Annotated in this window: 2 protein-coding genes; both read right to left on the reverse strand. The window is 62.3% G+C overall.

All coding sequences use genetic code 11. The annotated features are described in order from the left end of the window. Positions 1-126: 126 nt before the first annotated feature. A complete protein-coding gene (locus ABZT03_RS44680; RefSeq protein ID WP_356050097.1) occupies positions 127-375 on the reverse strand; it encodes a type II toxin-antitoxin system RelE/ParE family toxin in 249 nt (82 codons plus the stop codon). After that, positions 372-626 (reverse strand): type II toxin-antitoxin system Phd/YefM family antitoxin, encoded by a 255-nt coding sequence (locus ABZT03_RS44685; protein ID WP_356050099.1) that lies wholly within the window; start codon positions 624-626, stop codon positions 372-374. The genes ABZT03_RS44680 and ABZT03_RS44685 overlap by 4 nt, the downstream gene beginning before the upstream one ends. Positions 627-1093: the final 467 nt, after the last annotated feature.

A 1093-nucleotide genomic window follows, 5' to 3' on the forward strand; every position in this document is an offset into this window, starting at 1 on the left:
GTTGTACTTCGAGGGCCGTCCCACGTAGATCTTCACCTTCCTGGATCACCAAGATCCATTGTCAGGTGTGTCCACATCGCAGGGGTCACCTCAGCCGGTCATCGGGACGCTGAGAGCGCCATCGGATCAGGCTCGGCCGAGATGGAAAACAGTCACGGTGACCGTCTGTTCGTCGATCTCGTACTGGACTCGGTAGAAGCCGACCTGAATGCGGTAGATGCTGCTGGTTCCGACAGTGAAGGCGCCAACGGGGCGGGGATTGTCGGCCAGGAGATCAACCGCTGCGAAAACCTGCTGGACACCCTCACGGTCGCCCACCGCGTGTTTCTCCGCGACGGCCAGGGCAGACGGTTCCCACACCACGCGATAGCTCACGCAACGTCCCCGAAGATCCGGCGACGGGCTTCATCCTGCGGGATGACGGGACCGGTCTCGCCGCGTTCCTTGCGTGCCAGATACTCCGCGGTCACGCGGTGATACTCCAGCTCTTCCAGCTCTGCCGGGCTGATCAGCACGGCCATGGTCTGGCCACGGTCGGTTAGGGCGACCTGCTTCTGCTCGGCGCTGACCTGCCGGGCAAGGGACCCGAGCTTATTCCGGGCCTCGGTGATGGGATAGGTATCCATGCACTAACTCTACAGTAGTGCGCACTTCTGCGCAGATAGTTTTGGCTGGTCGGATCAGGACCACGCGCGCCGCCCTAATACTCCAGCAGGATTTCGCTGTCTGACCTGGTCTTTTCGCCGGGTGGCGGGAGTGTAGATGGACTTCGATCGTACGGGGGCGGTCTCACGGAGACCGCCCCTCGATCGTGCGACAACGCCGCAGGTACGTAACGAGAGCGTGATTTTTTGGAGCGTGGTGGGGGCGGGTGGCCGTCTTTGGGTCAGGTTCCGGCGGGCAGGCTGATGGTCTGGGTGCTGTGTTCCCAGATGGTGAAGCGGATGGTCATCTCGAGAGGTGCTGATGCCCCTATGGATGTCAAGGTGCGGTTGGGGCCCTATGGATGTCAAGGTGCGGTTGGGGCGGGGGTCGCCGGTCCGCTGGGCTTCGTGGTGGGGATGAGGAGTCGGTAGATCTCTCGTGCGACGTA

The organism is Streptomyces sp. NPDC005574, from assembly GCF_040605435.1.
Classification (GTDB): domain Bacteria; phylum Actinomycetota; class Actinomycetes; order Streptomycetales; family Streptomycetaceae; genus Streptomyces.

Coding starts and splice junctions, on each gene's coding strand:
- ABZT03_RS44685 (WP_356050099.1), bottom strand. CDS start 626: ATGGATACCTATCCCATCACCGAGGCCCGGAATAAGCTCGGGTCCCTT.